The organism is Ramlibacter sp. (assembly GCA_019635435.1).
In the GTDB taxonomy this organism is placed as follows: domain Bacteria; phylum Pseudomonadota; class Gammaproteobacteria; order Burkholderiales; family Burkholderiaceae_C; genus JAHBZM01.
On sequence record JAHBZM010000001.1, the window covers coordinates 119866 to 135812 of the forward strand.

Genomic DNA, 15947 nt, shown 5'->3' on the forward strand with positions numbered 1-15947 from the left:
ATGACCGCCCGCACCCCCGTCCATCGCCTGCAAGTGGCCACCGAACTGCACCAGTTCATCGAGCAGAAGGTCCTGCCCGGCACCGGCGTGGACAGCGCCGCCTTCTGGGCCGGCTTTGACGCCATCGTGGCCGACCTGGCACCCAAGAACATCGCCCTGCTGGCCGAGCGCGACCGCCTGCAGGCCGAGCTGGACACCTGGCACAAGGCCAACCCCGGCCCGATCAAGGACATGGCGGCCTACCGCAAGTTCCTTGAGACCATTGGCTACCTCGTGCCCGTGCCGGCCGACGTGAAAGTGACCACCGCCAACGTGGACGACGAGCTGGCGGTCCAGGCCGGGCCGCAGCTGGTGGTGCCCATTCTCAACGCCCGCTACGCGCTGAACGCGGCCAACGCGCGCTGGGGTTCGCTGTATGACGCGCTGTACGGCACCGACGCCATTGCCGAGACCGATGGCGCCGAAAAGGGCAAGGGCTACAACCCGGTGCGCGGCGCCAGGGTCATTGCCTACGCCCGCAAGGCGCTGGACCAGGCCGCCCCACTGGCCAGCGGTTCGCACGCCGACGCCACCGGCTACAGCGTGGCCAACGGCCAGCTGGTGGTGGCGCTCAAGTCGGGCAGCACCGGCCTGAAGGACCCGGCCGCCTTCATCGGCTACCAGGGCGATGCGGCCGCGCCTTCGTCGGTGCTGCTGCGCCACAACGGCATCCACATGGACATCCAGATCGACCGCAGCACGCCCATCGGCCAGACCGACGCGGCGGGCGTGAGCGACGTGGTGATGGAAGCCGCGCTGTCCACCATCCTGGACCTCGAAGACTCGGTGGCCGTGGTGGATGCGCAGGACAAGGTGCTGGCCTATGGCAACTGGCTGGGCATCCTCAAGGGCACGCTGACCGAGCAAGTGGCCAAGGGCGGCAAGACCTTCACGCGCGGCCTGAACGCCGACCGCGTCTACACCGGCAAGGACGGCCAGCCCGTCAAGCTGCATGGCCGCTCGCTCATGTTCCTGCGCAACGTGGGCCACCTGATGACCAATCCGGCCATCCTCTACGGCGACGGCAAGGAAATCCCCGAGGGCATCATGGATGCCGTCATCACCACCACCATCGCGCTGCACGACCTGCAGGGCCATGGCCAGAACGGCATCCGCAACAGCCGCAAGGGCAGCGTCTACATCGTCAAGCCCAAGATGCACGGCCCGGCCGAGGTGGCCTTTGCCGCCGAGCTGTTCAGCCGCGTCGAGAAGCTGCTGGGCCTGCCCGACAGCACCGTCAAGCTCGGCATCATGGACGAAGAGCGCCGCACCAGCGTCAACCTCAAGGCCTGCATTGCCGCCGCGAGCAGCCGCGTGGCCTTCATCAATACCGGCTTCCTGGACCGCACCGGCGACGAGATGCACACCGCCATGCAGGCCGGCCCGATGTTCCGCAAGGGCGACATGAAGGCCAGCGCCTGGATTGCCGCCTACGAAAAGAACAACGTGCTGGTGGGCCTGGGCTGCGGCCTGCGCGGCAAGGCCCAGATCGGCAAGGGCATGTGGGCCATGCCCGACCTCATGGCCGCCATGCTCGAGCAGAAGATTGCCCACCCCCGGGCCGGCGCCAACACCGCCTGGGTGCCCAGCCCCACCGGCGCCACGCTGCACGCGCTGCACTACCACCAGGTCAATGTGGCGCAGCTTCAGGCCGAGATGGAAAAGGCCGACGCCGCGGCCGACCCGCAGGCCACGCGCGACGCCATCCTGCAGGACCTGCTGCAGATCCCCGTGGTGACCGAGGCCAGGTGGACCCCGGCCGAACGCCAGCAGGAGCTGGACAACAACGCCCAGGGCATCCTGGGCTATGTGGTGCGCTGGATCGACCAGGGCGTGGGCTGCTCCAAGGTGCCCGACATCCACAACGTGGGCCTGATGGAAGACCGCGCCACGCTGCGCATCAGCAGCCAGCACATGGCCAACTGGCTGCACCACGGTGTGGTGACCGAGGCCCAGGTGAAGGAAACCTTTGAACGCATGGCCGCCGTGGTGGACGGCCAGAACGCCGGCGACCCGCTGTACCAGCCCATGGCCGGCCACTTCGGCAGCTCGGCGGCTTACAAGGCCGCCTGCGACCTGGTGTTCAAGGGCCTGAGCCAGCCCAGCGGCTACACCGAGCCGCTGCTGCACGCCTGGCGGCTGAAGGTGAAGGCGGGGGCGGCCTGATCAAGCGGAGCGTTTTGCTCCGGTTTTGATAGCGCACAGTGGCCGCCAGCTCTGGACTCCAGGGCTTTTTGGCTTGCAACTCACCCGCGCAGGCACCCTTGAAGCTGCTGGAGTGCCTGTGAGGTGAGATCGGCTTCCGGGCCCCGCCCGAGGGCCACCGTGCACACGGCCCGGGCGGTGACCTCGGCCTCCTGCATCAGCCTTTTGCCGGCGGGCCTGATGCAGGCCTGGCGGCGGCCATCACCGCCCACGCCGCCTTCGCGCACGGCCAGGCCCACCTTCTCAAGCTGGACCAGCTTTCGTGTCAGCGCCGAAAGCTTCAGGCCCAGCGCCGGTGCCAGCTCGGTCAGGGGCAGGCGGCCATCGGGCGCGTGCCCGAGCCGGTACAGCAGGATGAAATCGGGAAAGTCCAGGCCATGGAACCCGCCCAGATCATCCTCCAGCCGCAATTGCAGGCGCGCGCAGGCCTGGCTCAGTGACAGGCACGCGTCGAGTGCGTCAGGCACGTCAGGCGTCATGGCGCGGCCCCGTTGTAGCCACGCTCACCCTGGCAGGGAATCTCCTCGCGCCACAGGGCCAGCAGGCTCTCGAGCTCGGCCCGGTAGTCAAACAGCGGATCGTCCCGCTCCTTGATCCGGTCGACCACGGCAAAGACGAAGTTGTCGGCGCCGTGCGCGAGCCAGTCCTGCTGCAGGCGCCGGTTGCGGTGCGAGCGCAAGTTCAGCTCGAAGCGGTGGCGGTTCATCGTGCCGTCCAGGTTGAGGCTGCCGTCCACATAGACGCGGCCGTTCACCCGGTTGGTGATCGTGAACACGCCGGCGGGCCGGCGCGTCTCCTTGTAGTGCCGGGTCAGGGCGCGGCGGGCTGACGGGGAAGGCGCAGGGCCCATCCGGGGTGTGGAAGAAGTCATGTCCATATTTTGCCCGGGTTAAATTAGAATTGCAATATACCCGGGCAAAACAATCTTGCCTCGCCGACCCCTTGGCCACGCGGCCGGTCGTTTCCAGCGGGACGGGGGCGGCAACACGCAAAGCAGGTCGGTGCGCGCCACCAGCCACAGCAGGGTCGCATAGTCGGGGCAGGCCACCTCCACGCACGGCGGCCGCATCTGGCGCACCGCAAAGGCTTCATGCAGCGCATTGACCGGGCCGCTGAGCGCCGACGCGACCACGGCCCATGACGCGTCCTGCAGCTCAGCCAGCCGCCTTTGAACCCGATGGCGAGGTCAACTCACCCTTTCTCGGGACTATGCGGACGCGCGGAGGCGGCGGCAGCGACCTGATCGGGTCCATGCACACCGTCTACGACACCCACCCGCTGCGCGAGGAAGTGGGCGACAAGTACGCACCGCGCCCCCGTGGCGGCGCCGGGCGCGGGTGCTTGAGGCATCAGATCGTGGAGTCGCTCGTGTTTTGATAGCAAGAAGTGGCCACCAGCTCTGGACTCCAGGCCTGTTTGGCTTGAAAGCTCCGGAGAAACGGCGCATTCGGACTATTTCGACGGAACTTTCAAAGGCCCCTGCCCAAGGGTGGCGCGAATCCGATTCACCAGCCGGTCCCTTGCCTCCTCCAACTTGTCTGCAGTCCAGAAAATGCAGTTGTACTGGCGCACGTCGAAATGGAGGGTCTCGCCTTCTTGGCACATGAAAATGACCGGCAGCCCCAATCCGTGAGCAAAACCAGCCTCGTAGTACACGCCGCCTCGATTGCCAGTAAAGTCGGCCACGACAAACCGCGCGGAGCGAATGGACGCGATGATCTTGTCGTCAATTTTTTCGTTGTGCGGAGCGATATCAATTTTCAGGGGCTCATAACCCGACAAACGAATCGCAGGGTCGATCACCTCAAACCACAGTGACTCGACGCGCTTGTCAAACCACATGGCACAGAAAGCAATGCTGGACTCTATTGAAGGGGCTGTCTCAAGGCGCATCAACCCCTTGGGCGCCACCTGATAGTCCCAATTGTTCTGGCTTGCCAGCCAACCCAGCTCGTTGCACAGGACCTCGGTCACCATGTATCGCATTTCGTCCAGGTCCCGATTCCACCCGGTTGGCATCAAATTGCTGGCAATCAATACCAACGCGCTGGGCGATACGCCACTCCCCTCGAAGGCCGGCCGGTTCTCGCGCTGCCCTCTCCCCAGTTCCTCAACCCCAAAACTCTTTCCAGGTGAATAGCGAATTGCAATCCATGAAAGCATCCGGTGGGCACGCTGGACCACCCCGGGTGGGGTGGAAGCGGCCGCCTGGTCCAGCAGTTCCGCCGTGAGGAGACCGTCGCCCAGGTACTGACAGATCCACGCGGACACCTTCCACCGCAAGTCATCCGCGACGGCTCGAGCATTGACCCTGGCTTCGTGCGTCATGCGAAATGACCCGCATTGCTCGCAGCCCACCTCGTAATCATTCTCAGCCCCGGGGGTCACCACGGCATCCCGGTAGTCACAAACGGGGCAGGTCATTCAAGCCACCTTCTTCAACTTCATCTCCACCCGCATTCCCGCTGAAGCGAGCATTTGCACCAGCGTGTCGATGGAGAACAGGTCCATCTTGCCGCGCACCAGATCAGACACCCGGGGCTGGGTGACGCCAAACAGCTTGGCGGCCTCGGCCTGGGTCAGGTCATTTTTGCGAATGTGTTCGGCGATGGCCATCATCAGTTCGCTGCGCGCCTTCATGTGCGCAGCTTCGCTTGGAGTGTCTTCGATGGCGTCCCACACACTGGGGAACCGCGGTGCCTTGGCTGCTGGTTTGTTCATTTCGATCTCCTTGCTCTGCGGGTCATCAATTCGCCAAGCCTGGCGACGGCCAATTCAATTTCAAATTTGGGCGTCTTTTGAGTCTTCTTCTGGAAACAATGCAGGACATACACCGCCTCTGGAAGCCTGGTGATGTAGATCACCCGCCAGGCGCCCGTTTGGTCACGCACCCTGATTTCCCGCACCCCCACGCCGATGCCGGACATGGGCTTCCAGTCCGCAGGATCCAGGCCGTTCTGGATGCGATCTATCTGGTGCCCCATGGCTCGACGCGCGGACAGGGGAAATTGCCGCAAGTCATCCAGCGAAGTGCCAACAAACTCAACATCCTTCATTCGTCAATGATACAATATTTTGTATATTGAGTCTGGCGCTTTTTGCTCCTTTTTTCATAGCGAACAGTGGCCACCAGTACTGGACTCCAGCCCTGTTTGGCTTGCAAATGTCAAACCATCGCGGGCTTGGGCCAGTCGGCCGTCCACCGCGCATAGGCGGCCAGGTCGGCCGGCACTGCGCCGCGCACTTCGCAGACATGGCCGGCAAACGCCGTGGCGCGGTCCAGGGTGTCGGCCAGCGGCCAGCCGCGCAGCAGGCCGGCCAGCACCACGGCCGAAAACGCGTCACCGGCGCCCACGGTGTCCACCAGCTGCACAGCGCGCGCGGGGGCGCCCCGGGCCGCGCACTCGCCACTGGCGTCAAAGGCCAGCGCGCCTTCGGGCCCGCAGGTCACCAGCAGCGTCTGCAGCGGCAACTGGCCGAGCACGTGGCGCGCGCTGCGCTGCACCGCCGCCGCGTCGGTGGTGGCCGGCACGGCGTGGCCCAGCCAGCCGCTGAGCATGGCCAGCTCTTCATCGTTGACCTTGAGCACCTGGGCCCGCTGCAGGGCCTGCAGCGCCACGTCCCGGGGTACATGGCCCTCGCGCCAGTTGAGGTCCAGAAAGCGGGGGCCCGCGTGCTGCCGCATCAGCGCCAGCCCCGTGGCCCGCGAGACGGGGCTGCGCAGGGCCAGCGTGCCGCTGTACAGCCAGCCACCGGCCGCCAGCGCGCGCAGCGCGGCGCGGGCCGGTTCCATGGCCACCACGTCCCAGGCACAGGCCTCGCGGATGTGGAAGGCGTGGCTGCGGTCGGGCCGTGTGGTCACGTCCACCACGCCCGTGGCCTGGTCTGGCAGGACCTGCACGCCCTCGCGCGCCATGCCGTAACGGGCCAGCTCGGCCAGCACCTGATTGGCCTGGGCATCCTGCCCCACGGCGCTGAGCATGAGTGGCGAATGGCCCAAGGCCGCCAGGTGGCGCGCCACGTTGAAGGGCGCACCGCCCACCACGGGCCCGCTGTCAAACAGGTCCACCAGCATTTCGCCAAAGACGGCCACCGACGTCATGCCGCGCGCGCCGCCCTAGTGCCGCAGGCCGAAGCGGCTGTCCACCTGCCGGCGGAACTCGCTGGGCGTCATGCCCTTGATATCGAGAAAGCGGCGGTTGAAATTGGCAATGTTGTTGAAGCCCACCTCGTAGCAGATGTGGGTGATGTAGCGGTCTGACTCCATGAGCAGCTGGCAGGCCCGGTTGATGCGCACCTGGTTCACGAAGTCGGTGAAGGTGTTGCCCGTGGCGCGGCGAAAGAAGCGCGAAAACCGGCTCTCGCTCATGCCCAGTTCGCTGGCCAGGCCCGCCGCTGACAGCGGCTGCGCAAGATCATCGGTGATGCGGCTCACGATGGCGTCGATCTGGTCGAGCTGCTTGTCATCGTCCACGCTTTGCAGCTGGGCGTGCGACAGCAGGCGGTAGTCGGTGCAGCGCGCCAGCTCGCTGAGGAATTCGCAGAAAACGCCCAGCCGCGCCAGGCCGTGGCTGCCCTTGATCCGGTGCCAGCAGTCGCTGGCGCGATCAGACAGCCCAAAGAACTCGATGCCATGGCGGGCCCGCTCCAGCATGGGCAGGACTTCGGCCAGCTCCGGGATGTGGGCGGCGGCCTGCTCGATGGGGGCGCGCGGGAACTGGATCACCAGGTCGCGTTCGGGAATGCCCCCTTCGGGCAAGTCCAGCGAAATCCAGTTGTGCGGCAGGCGCGGGCCGGTCAGCACCAGGTGGCCGGGCTGGAAGTAGCCGATGTAGTCCCCCACGAAGGCCTTGCCCGACGACGCCACGATCAGGTGCAGTTCGTATTCGTCGTGGTAGTGCCAGCGCGCCAGCGGCGTGGGAAAGCCATGGGCCAGGCAGCGGATGACGCCGGTGTCCGGCGGCTCATAGCCCAGCGCGGGGCTGCGCGAATAGTCGTGCTCCAGTTCGGGCTGGCGCTGGCGGGGCAGATTGCGGCGAAGGGACATCGTGCAGACCGGGGTGGCGACCACTGAAAGGCTAGCTCATCACGCTGCCGCCGTCCACATTCAGCGTCTGGGCCGTGATGTAGGACGCGTGTTCACTGGCCAGGAAGACCGCCGCGCCGGCAATGTCGGCCGGCACGCCCATGTAGCCCAGCGGCACGGCCAGGCCCACCTGGCGCTTCTTTTCGCCCGGCGGCAGGTGCTCGTACCTGGCAAACAGCGAATCCACCTGCTGCCACATCGGCGTGTCGATCACGCCCGGGGCAATCGCGTTGACCCGGATGCCGTGCGGCGCCATGGCCAGCGCGGCGGACTGGGTGTAGCTGATCACCGCGGCCTTGGTCGCACAGTAGTGCGACACCAGGGCCTCGCCGCGGCGGCCGGCCTGCGAGGCCATGTTGATCACCGCGCCGCGCACGCCATGCGCCACCATGGCGGCCAGCACCTTCTGCATCACGAAGAAGGCGCCCTTGACGTTGACCGCAAAAAGCCTGTCGTACATCGCCTCGTCGCTCTCCAGCAAGGGCGCAAGGTCGAACACCGCCGCGTTGTTGAACAACACGCGCGGCGCGCCAAAGCGCCGCACGGCGGCGCCCAGCAGGGTGTCGATCGCGGCCAGTTGCGTGATGTCGGCGCTCAGGTAGTGGATGCGGTCCGGGTGCTCTGCCTGCAGCCGCGCCACGGGCTCGGGCGGCGTGGCTGCCAGGTCCACCACGGTGCAAAGCGCACCCTGGGCCAGATAGGCTTGCGCCACGGCCAGCCCGATCCCGCCACCAGCCCCGGTGAGCAAGGCATGTTGGTCCTGCAAGCTGCCGCTCATGACCGCTCCTGTTCAAACCGGGTGACTCTGGCGCTGGCCCGGCGCAGCGCGGCCGTCAGCACGTCATGGCCCGCGAGCGGGCCCCACAAGGCGGCATCGCTGGCCAGCGCCACGGCGGGCTCGGGGGCCGCGCAGATCGCATGGGCCGCGGCCGGGTCCATGGCCTGGTCCTGGTACGCGTAGGGCAACCGGCCCCGGTGCCAGCGTTGCAGGCAGGCCAGGAACAGCGCGGGCAGCATCGCGACCGCGTCAATGCCCTCCCCCCGCGCCAGGCGCTCGCCCACCGTGGGCGCGATGAAACCCGGGATCTTGGAGAAGCCATCCATGGCCACGCGCTGGTTGGTGTCCTGGATGGCGGGGTTGCCAAAGCGCTCGAGCACCACGTCGCGGTAGGCCGCGAGGTCGATGGGGCTGGGCTGCAGCGCGGGGATTGCGTCGAGCGTGGCGTAGTCATGCGCAAAGCCGCGGATCTGCGCGTCGTGCGTGCCCTCGTGGATGTAGCTCATGCCCGCAAGCGTGCCGGCCCAGGCGATGCAGCTGTGGGTGGCGTTGAGCAGCCGGATCTTGGCCTCTTCATACGGCGCCACCGAGGGCACCATCTCCACCCCCACGGACTCCCAGGCCGGCCGGCCCGCGACGAAACGGTCTTCAATCACCCACTGGATGAAGCTCTCGGCCATCAGCGCCGTGGGATCGTCAACGCCGGTGGCCGCCTTCACGCGCGCGACCACCTCGGGCGTGGGGCGCGGGGTGATGCGGTCCACCATGGCGTTGGGGCTGCTGGTGTGGGCCTGCACCCAGTCCAGCAGGCAGGCGTCGCGGGACAGCTCAATGAACTGCAGCAGCCCGGCGCGCGAGCGCTCGCCGTTGTGGCGCAGGTTGTCGCAGTTCAGCAGCGTGACGGCCCCCGCGCCGGCCCGCATGCGGGCGCGCAGGATGGCGGTAAGCGCGCCGTACAGCGTGCTGCCCGCGCGGCCGGCACACGCCGCGTCGAGGTCGGCCACGATGTCGGGCGCGGCCGCATCAAGCTGGTTGGCGGCGTCCAGGTAGTAGCCGGCCTCGGTCACCGTGAAGGAGATGATGCGCGTGGCCGCATCGGCGCCCCGCGCCACCAGCCCCGACAGCGCCGCATCCCAGGGCACGACGCTGCGCAGGGCCTCGATGCGCTGGTAGCTGCGCGCGCCGGCGGGCGTGACCGTCTCCAGCGTATAGGCGCCGCCCTGCGCCTGCAGGGCCGCGAGGGTGATGGCCATGTCGGGCCGGATGTTGCCACCCGCCAGGGTCCAGCGCGCGTCGCCTGCGTCGATCAGGCGCTGCAGGTACACCGCCTGGTGCGCGCGGTGGAAGGAACCCAGCCCGAGATGAAGCATCACGAACGGTCCGGAATCAGGTGGGGCCATGGTCTGTGTCGGTGTCTTGTCGGTCTTGCCCTGGGTGGACGGATCAATGCGTGGCGGCTGCATGGCGCAGCACGCGGCCCTGGGCGTCAAACAGGTGGGCGGCCCCGGTGTCCAGCGTGAAGCCCACAGGGTCGCCGGCGCGCAGCGCGGTGCGCGCGCTCTGGCGCGCGGTGAATTGCACGCCTTCGCCCAGGCTCACATACACCAGGGTTTCGGCGCCCAGCGCCTCCACCAGCTCCACCCGGCCATCGAAGCTGCCCTGGCCGGGCTGCGTGAGCACCACGTTTTCAGGGCGCAGGCCCACGGCGCCGTCGGCCGGCAAACTGGCGCCGAACACGGTGGCGAGCTGCGGCACGCTGGCGGCGGTGACGATGTTCATGGGCGGCGTGCCAATGAACTGCGCCACGAACTGGTTGGCCGGCCGGTCGTACAGCTCCAGCGGCGTGCCCACCTGCTCCACCTGGCCATCGCGCAGCACGACCACGCGGTCGGCCAGGGTCATGGCCTCGACCTGGTCGTGGGTCACGTAAATGGTGGTGGCGCCCAGCTCGCGGTGCAGCCGGGCGATCTCCACGCGGGTCTGGCCGCGCAGCGCGGCGTCCAGGTTGGACAGCGGCTCGTCAAACAGGAACACCTTGGGCGCGCGCACGATGGCGCGGCCAATGGCCACGCGCTGGCGCTGGCCGCCCGAGAGCTCCCGCGGCGTGCGCTGCAGGTAGGGCCCCAGGTTGAGGATGCCCGCCGCGCGCTCGACCTTCTCGCGGATCACCGCCGGGTCGGCCTTGGCCAGCTTGAGGGCGAAGCTCATGTTCTCGTACACGCTCATGTGCGGGTACAGCGCATAGCTCTGGAACACCATGGCCAGGTCGCGCTTTGACGAGGGCAGCTGGGTGATGTCGCGCCCGTCCAGCTCCAGGCCGCCCGCGCTGATGTCTTCCAGCCCGGCGATCAGCCGCAGCAGCGTGGACTTGCCGCAGCCCGACGGGCCGACAAACACCACGAACTCGCCGCGCTCGATGGCCAGGTCAATGCCACGGATGATGCGGGCTTCGCCAAAGGTTTTCTCGATGCCCTTGAGTTGCAGGAATGGCATGTTGGTTTTCCGGTTGCGGCGCGCTACTTCACGGCGCCAAAGGTCAGGCCCTGCACCAGCTGCTTCTGGCTGAACCAGCCGAAGACCACGATGGGCGCGATGGCCATGAGCGAGGCGGCCGAGAGCTTGGCCCAGAACAGCCCCTCGGGGCTGGAGTACGAGGCGATCAGCGTGGCCAGCGTGCCGGCCTTGGCCGAGCTCAGGTTCAGCGCCCAGAAGGCCTCGTTCCAGGCCAGCACCAGGCACAGCAGGCCGGTGGAGGCAATGCCGCCCATGCCCAGGGGCAGCAGCACCAGCCGCAGTTCCTGCCACAGCGTGGCGCCGTCCATGCGCGCGGCCTCGAGGATTTCGTTGGGGATGTCCTTGAAGTACGAATACAGCATCCAGACCATGATGGGCAGGTTGCTCAGCGTGAAGACGATGATCAGCCCCGCCTGCGTGTCCAGCAGCGCGGTCTTTTGCGCCAGCACATAGATGGGCACCAGCGCGCCGACGGCCGGCATCATCTTGGTGGACAGCATCCACATCAGCAGGTTGCGGGTCTGGCGGCTCCTGAAGAAGGCCATGGAGTAGGCCGCGGGCGCCGCGATCAGCAGGCCGATCAGCGTGGACAGCACGCTGGTGACGATGGAGTTTTTCGCGTACAGCAGGTAGTCGCTGCGCTCCTGCACTTCATGGAAGTTGCCCAGCGTGGGCTCGAACAGCAGCAGCGGCGGCACATGGATGGCCTGCAGCTCGGTCTTGAAGGCGGTCAGCGCCATCCAGCCCAGCGGGAAGAACAGCAGCAGCGTGACGCCCCAGGCGGCCACAGTGCGGGCCCAGAGGGCAAGTGAGTACGGGCGGCGCGTCATGTCAGTCCAGGTTCTTGCCGATCATGCGGATCAGGAACACGGCCGCGATGTTGGCCAGCACCACCGCGAACAGCGCGCCGGCCGAGGCCACGCCCGCGTCGAAGTTGAGCAGCGCCTGCTTGAAGATCAGGAACGCCACGTTGGTGCTTGCATCGCCCGGCCCGCCGCCGGTGGTGGTGAAGATCTCGGCAAACACGCTCATGAGGAAGATCATCTCGATCATCACCACCACCGCGATCGAGCGGCCCAGGTGCGGCAGCACCATGTAGCGCAGCTGCTGCAGGTAGCTGGCGCCGTCCATGCGCGCGGCCTCCAGCTGCTCGCGGTTCATGGACTGCAGCGCCGTCATGAAGATCAGCGTGGCAAACGGCAGCCACTGCCAGGCGATCATGATGATCACGCTGAACAGCGGCACGTCGGTGAGCCAGTCCACCGGCTGCGCGCCAAAGAAGCGCCAGACCTGGGCCAGCACGCCGTAGATCGGGTTCATCATCATGTGCTTCCACAGCAGCGCGTTGACCGTGGGCATGACAAAGAAAGGCGAGATCAGCAGGATGCGCACCAGGCTGCGGCCCGGAAACGGCTCGTCGATCAGCAGCGCCAGCGCCACCCCGCCGACGACGGTGATGACGATCACGCTGCCCAGCAGCATCAGGGTGTTGAGCACCGCCGCCGTGAACGACGGGTCGGTCAGGAAGAACTGGTAGTTCTCCAGCCCCGCGAACCCGCTGATCTCCGGCTGCAGCAGGTTGTAGCGGATCAGCGAGAAATAGATCGTCATCAGCAGCGGCACGATCATCCAGAGGAAGAGCGTGACCACGGCCGGCGCGAGCAGCGCGCGGGGCAGCAGGCGGTTCATGGTGTCAGGACGTTGCGGCGCGACGCTTCACTGGCGTCGCGCCACTTGTTCACTTGTAGTAGCCGGCCTTCGTCATCTGGCGTTCCGCCGCGTTCTGCGACGCCTTGAGGGCGGCCTCCACCGAGGTCTTGCCCGCCAGCGCCGCGCTCATCTGCTGGCCCACGGCAATGCCGATGGCCTGGAACTCGGGGATGGCCGCAAACTGCACGCCCACGTACGGGCTCTTGGGCAGCGTGCTGTCGTTGGGGTTGGCGCTGTCGATGGCGGCCTTCTCGGCGGCGGCAAACTTCGCGGCCTTGAGGAACTCGGGGTTGGCGTAAGTGCTCTTGCGGGTGCCGGTGGGCACCGTGCCCCAGCCATTGGTCTTGCCCACCAGTTCAATGTATTCCCTGGAGGTGGCCCAGCTGATGAACTTCTGCGCCTCGGCGGCTTTCTTGGAGCCCGAGGGGATGGCCAGGGCCCAGGCCCAGAGCCAGTTGGCGCCCTTGGGGGTCACGGCCACCGGGGCCTGCGCAAAGGCCACCTTGTCGGCCACCTTGGACTGCTTGGGGTCGCTGATGAAACTGGCCGCGATGGTGGCGTCCACCCACATGCCGCACTTGCCGGCGTTGAACAGGGCCAGGATTTCATTGAAGCTGTTGGCCGAGGAGCCGGGCGGGCCGTACTTGCCGAGCAGGTCCACGTAGAAATGGATGGCGTCCTTCCAGGGCTGGGACTCGAGCTGCGGCTTCCAGGCCATGTCAAACCACTGGCCGCCGTAGGTGTTGACCAGCGTCGTGATGAAGGCCATGTTGTCGCCCCAGCCCGGCTTGCCGCGCAGGCAGATGCCATAGATGCCGGCCTTGGGGTTGTGAATCTTGGCCGCGAAGTCCTTGACCTGCGCCCAGGTCGGGTGGTCGCCCAGCTGCACGCCGGCCTTGTCGGCCAGGTCCTTGCGGTACATCAGCATGGAGCTTTCGCCGTAGAACGGGGCCGCATAGAGCTTGCCGTCCACCGACAGGCCATTGCGCATGGCCGGCAGCAGGTCGTCCACGTCGTACGCGGCGCCGGGCTGCAGGGCCTGCAGCCAGCCCTTCTTGCCCCAGATGGGCGTTTCGTACATGCCGATGGTCATGATGTCGAACTGGCCGCCCTTGGTGGCGATGTCGGTCGTCACGCGCTGGCGCAGCACGCCTTCCTCCAGCGTGACCCACTTGAGCTTGATGTCGGGGTGGGCCTTCTCGAACTCGGGGCTGAGTTTCTGCATCTCGATCATGTGGCCGTTGTTCACGGTGGCAATGACCAGCTCGGTGGCGGCATGGCTGGCACCCGCCAGGCCCAGCGCGGCGGCCAGCGCCAGGATCGCTCTGAATTTCATGGGTTGTCTCCTGAATACCTGTGGTTGGGAACGGTGTGCAACGCTTCAACAGCACCGCGTCGACAGGCTGAACGATAGGCGTTCGTGGCGGCCGCATTGATACTCGCCGCGGCAGAACCTGTACTTTATTTCGCCACCAAGGCAGGGGTTTCACCAATTTTGAAGCAGAGCGTATACCCGCCCGGGGGCTCCTGGCGCGCCCCCGGGCGACGCCTTTTTGCTATGCAATCAATAGCGTCCCGTGGCCGCCCAGCCTGGACTACAGCCTGATTGGGCACTTATTCGAGGGTTTTGAGCCAGTCCAGCACCGGTTTGACCGCGGCTTCGGGCGTGCCCTTGTGGTCGGCGCTGACCCCCACGTAGGCGCTGCCCGGGTGGGGCGGTGCCTTGGCATAGGCAAAGGCCTCGCCTTGGGCAAACAGCGGGTCTTGCTCGCCAATCACCCAGATCGCGGGAATGTGCTGGCGCATCTTCGCGGCAATGGCCGGCAACTCGGGCAGGCCCGGCGACTTGGCCAGCGGCGCGATGGCCACCACGGCGTCGGGCTCGCCGGTGGCGCCGGCGTAGGCCAGCGCGGCATTGGCGCCATGGCCCTGGCCCAGCACCACGATGCGGCGCACGCCATCGCGGCGCAGGTTCCTGACCAGCCGGCCCAGTTCCTGCAACGCGGCGGCCGCGTCCTTGTCGTTGTGGCGCGCCCTGGACCAGGGCATCTCGGGCGCGCGAGGAGCGCAGGCGGGCTGCAGCTTGCGCCCGAGCCCGGCCATGGCCTGGGGGCTGCTGCCCGCGTCGTGCAGCAGCAGGACCACGCAGTCCCTGGATTCGGTCTGCGCCAGCAGCGAACCCGACAGCACAAGGGCCACCAGCCCCGCCAGGAAGCGGCCCATGCCGCGTGCGTTGATGCCCATCGTCGTGCTCCTCGTTTCGCACCCATGATGGCAGCGCCGCCCCCGGCGGCAACCCGTTCAGACCCTGATACGCCGCCCCAGCGCCGAGGGCCGCGCGGCGAGGAACCGCTGCAGCTGCGCGGGGTAGTCCGGCGCCACGGCCCCGCGCACCGAGCGGCGTTGCGCCAGCGTGGCGCGCCAGGCCTGCAGCCGGGGCAGCGCGTCCAGCCAGCCGCCCTCGCCCGCGGCCTCGAACGCGTCGAGGTAGCGGAACACCGGGGCCCACGCGGCATCGACCAGGCTGAAGGCCGCCCCTGCGAACAGCGGTCCTTCTGCCGACAGCGCGGGCTCCAGCCGCTCGAACTGCGCGCGCAGCGCGGCGCGCCTGGCGGCCAGCGCCTGGGCATCGGGCGCGTTGTAGAAGGCGGCGATGGTGCTGAGCACGGCCGAGGCAAACTCGACCCAGCCGCGGTGCTGCGCGCGCGGCAGGGCCGCCTCGGGGTGCAGGCGCGGCTCAAACATCTCGTCCAGGTACTCGCAGATCACGGCCGATTCAAAAACCGGCTCGTCCCCCACCAGCAGCACCGGCGTCTTGCCCAGGGGCGAGACGGCGGTGAACCAGCCCGGCTTGTGGCTCAGGTCCACGTCGCGCCGTTCATGGGCCACCCCTTTTTCGGCGAGCACGATGGCCGCGCGCTGCACATAGGGGCACAGCGCGTGGCTGACCAGGGTCAATGGCGGCAGGCCCATGGCTCAGCCCTTCGCCAGGCCTTCGGCCACCAGCGCGGCATGCACCGCCGGACGGGCCGCGACGCGCTGTATCCAGGCCGTCAGGGCCGGCCAGGCTTTCAGGCTCATGCCCAGCATGGGCGCCCAGTTGACGATGGCAAAGGCATAGGCGTCGGCCACGGTGAAGGCCTCGCCGGCCACATGGGCCGTGCGGGCCAGCCGCGCGTCGAGTTCGCCCAGGCGCAGCGCGATCTTGTCCTTGCAGGCCTGGCGCGTGGACTCGGCGGTCTCCTTGTGCCACAGCCAGGGGCTGAACACCTTGTGCAGCTCGCTGGACACAAAGGTCAGCCACTGCACCACCTCGAAGCGCGCCATGCTGCCGGCCGCCGGCAGCAGCGCGCCGCGCGGGTCCAGGTCGCCCAGGTACTGCAGCAGGGCCGCCACCTCGGTGTGGCGCGAGCCGTCCTGCAGCTCGAGCAGCGGCACATAGCCGCGCGGGTTGATGGCCAGGTAGTCGGCGCCGCCGTCCAGCTGGTGCGTGGCCAGGTCCACCTTGACCAGGTCGGGGGACAGGCCGGCCTCGCGGGCCGCGATATGGACGGCGAGCGAGCAGGCGCCGGGTGCGTAATAAAGCTTCATCTGAAAAGTCCTTTGAGTTGCGGA

At 67.4% G+C, this 15947-nt stretch carries 17 protein-coding genes and 1 pseudogene; 2 read left to right on the forward strand and 16 right to left on the reverse strand.

Annotation, left to right across the window (positions count from 1 at the left end):
- Entirely contained in the window at positions 1–2205 is a 2205-nt protein-coding gene (locus KF796_00600) for a malate synthase G (protein ID MBX3585112.1), read from the forward strand.
- 80 nt (positions 2206–2285) lie between these two features.
- Here KF796_00600 and KF796_00605 read toward each other — a convergent pair whose 3' ends face one another.
- Positions 2286–2723 (reverse strand): MarR family transcriptional regulator, encoded by a 438-nt coding sequence (locus tag KF796_00605; protein ID MBX3585113.1) that lies wholly within the window; start codon positions 2721–2723, stop codon positions 2286–2288.
- Positions 2720–3094, reverse strand: a complete 375-nt coding sequence (locus tag KF796_00610; GenBank protein ID MBX3585114.1) for a GIY-YIG nuclease family protein — start codon at positions 3092–3094, stop codon at positions 2720–2722. The genes KF796_00605 and KF796_00610 overlap by 4 nt, the downstream gene beginning before the upstream one ends.
- 311 nt (positions 3095–3405) lie before the next feature.
- On the opposite strand from KF796_00610, the pseudogene KF796_00615 reads away from it, so the two are divergent.
- Positions 3406–3621, forward strand: a pseudogene (locus KF796_00615) (hypothetical protein).
- A 75-nt stretch (positions 3622–3696) separates the two neighbouring features.
- Here KF796_00615 and KF796_00620 read toward each other — a convergent pair.
- The 14 genes from KF796_00620 to gstA form a co-directional block, all read right to left on the reverse strand.
- Positions 3697–4668: a hypothetical protein gene (locus tag KF796_00620; GenBank protein MBX3585115.1), complete on the reverse strand. Its 972-nt coding sequence runs from the start codon at positions 4666–4668 to the stop codon at positions 3697–3699.
- Positions 4669–4965: an XRE family transcriptional regulator gene (locus KF796_00625; protein MBX3585116.1), complete on the reverse strand. Its 297-nt coding sequence runs from the start codon at positions 4963–4965 to the stop codon at positions 4669–4671.
- Positions 4962–5300, reverse strand: coding sequence for a type II toxin-antitoxin system RelE/ParE family toxin (locus KF796_00630; GenBank protein MBX3585117.1), 339 nt, complete (start codon positions 5298–5300; stop codon positions 4962–4964). The genes KF796_00625 and KF796_00630 overlap by 4 nt, the downstream gene beginning before the upstream one ends.
- Positions 5301–5410: 110 nt before the next feature.
- Entirely contained in the window at positions 5411–6346 is a 936-nt protein-coding gene (locus KF796_00635; protein MBX3585118.1) for a fructokinase, read from the reverse strand.
- A gap of 15 nt (positions 6347–6361) precedes the next feature.
- The gene (locus KF796_00640; GenBank protein MBX3585119.1) at positions 6362–7291 is read right to left on the reverse strand and encodes an AraC family transcriptional regulator; all 930 of its coding nucleotides are present in this window, start codon (positions 7289–7291) and stop codon (positions 6362–6364) included.
- Positions 7292–7322: 31 nt separating this feature from the next.
- Positions 7323–8108 (reverse strand): L-iditol 2-dehydrogenase, encoded by a 786-nt coding sequence (locus KF796_00645; protein MBX3585120.1) that lies wholly within the window; start codon positions 8106–8108, stop codon positions 7323–7325.
- On the reverse strand, positions 8105–9478 hold the full coding sequence (locus KF796_00650; protein MBX3585121.1) for a mannitol dehydrogenase family protein: 1374 nt from the start codon (positions 9476–9478) through the stop codon (positions 8105–8107). The genes KF796_00645 and KF796_00650 overlap by 4 nt, the downstream gene beginning before the upstream one ends.
- A 73-nt stretch (positions 9479–9551) precedes the next feature.
- Positions 9552–10601, reverse strand: coding sequence for a sn-glycerol-3-phosphate ABC transporter ATP-binding protein UgpC (gene ugpC / locus KF796_00655; protein ID MBX3585122.1), 1050 nt, complete (start codon positions 10599–10601; stop codon positions 9552–9554).
- A gap of 23 nt (positions 10602–10624) precedes the next feature.
- Complete coding sequence (locus tag KF796_00660) at positions 10625–11452, reverse strand: carbohydrate ABC transporter permease (protein MBX3585123.1); 828 nt, start codon at positions 11450–11452, stop codon at positions 10625–10627.
- A 1-nt stretch (position 11453) separates the two neighbouring features.
- On the reverse strand, positions 11454–12311 hold the full coding sequence (locus KF796_00665) for a sugar ABC transporter permease (GenBank protein MBX3585124.1): 858 nt from the start codon (positions 12309–12311) through the stop codon (positions 11454–11456).
- A 49-nt stretch (positions 12312–12360) separates the two neighbouring features.
- The gene (locus KF796_00670; protein ID MBX3585125.1) at positions 12361–13668 is read right to left on the reverse strand and encodes a sugar ABC transporter substrate-binding protein; all 1308 of its coding nucleotides are present in this window, start codon (positions 13666–13668) and stop codon (positions 12361–12363) included.
- Positions 13669–13946: 278 nt separating this feature from the next.
- Positions 13947–14576, reverse strand: coding sequence for a hypothetical protein (locus tag KF796_00675; GenBank protein MBX3585126.1), 630 nt, complete (start codon positions 14574–14576; stop codon positions 13947–13949).
- Positions 14577–14633: 57 nt separating this feature from the next.
- Entirely contained in the window at positions 14634–15305 is a 672-nt protein-coding gene (locus tag KF796_00680) for a glutathione S-transferase family protein (GenBank protein ID MBX3585127.1), read from the reverse strand.
- A gap of 3 nt (positions 15306–15308) precedes the next feature.
- Positions 15309–15923 carry a glutathione transferase GstA gene (gene gstA, locus KF796_00685; GenBank protein ID MBX3585128.1) on the reverse strand — a complete coding sequence of 205 codons (615 nt, stop codon included), beginning with the start codon at positions 15921–15923 and terminating at the stop codon, positions 15309–15311.
- Positions 15924–15947: the final 24 nt, after the last annotated feature.